At 60.9% G+C, this 455-nt stretch carries 1 protein-coding gene; it reads left to right on the forward strand.

All coding sequences use genetic code 11. The features are described from left to right. The coding region (gene cydB / locus EAY64_RS20110; protein ID WP_103526514.1) for a cytochrome d ubiquinol oxidase subunit II at positions 1-455 on the forward strand (455 nt) is incomplete at both ends.

Here is a 455-nt window from a genome sequence, read left to right on the forward strand (position 1 = left end):
GCCGCCTGGCCCTTTGTCTATGCCACGGCATTCTCCGGTTTTTACTGGGCGATGCTGGCGGTGTTGTGGTCCCTGTTCTTCCGTCCGGTGGGTTTTGATTACCGCAGCAAGATCGAAGACCCGCGCTGGCGTGCCTTCTGGGACTGGGGCCTGTTTGTCGGTGGTTTCGTGCCGCCGGTGATCTTTGGTGTGGCCTTTGGCAACCTGCTGCAAGGCGTGCCTTTCCATTTCGACGACACCCTGCGCGTGTTCTACGAAGGCAGCTTCTGGGCCTTGCTCAACCCGTTTGCCCTGCTGTGCGGCCTGGTGTCGGCCAGCATGATCCTGCTGCAAGGTGCCACCTACCTGATGCTGCGTACCGAAGAAAAAATGGCGCAACGTGCGCGCAGCGCTGCCATGCTGTTTGGCGTGCTGACCATTGTGCTGTTTGTGCTGGGCGGGCTGTGGGTGGGCCA

The organism is Aquitalea palustris, assembly GCF_003693445.1.
In the GTDB taxonomy this organism is placed as follows: Bacteria; Pseudomonadota; Gammaproteobacteria; order Burkholderiales; family Chromobacteriaceae; genus Aquitalea; species Aquitalea palustris.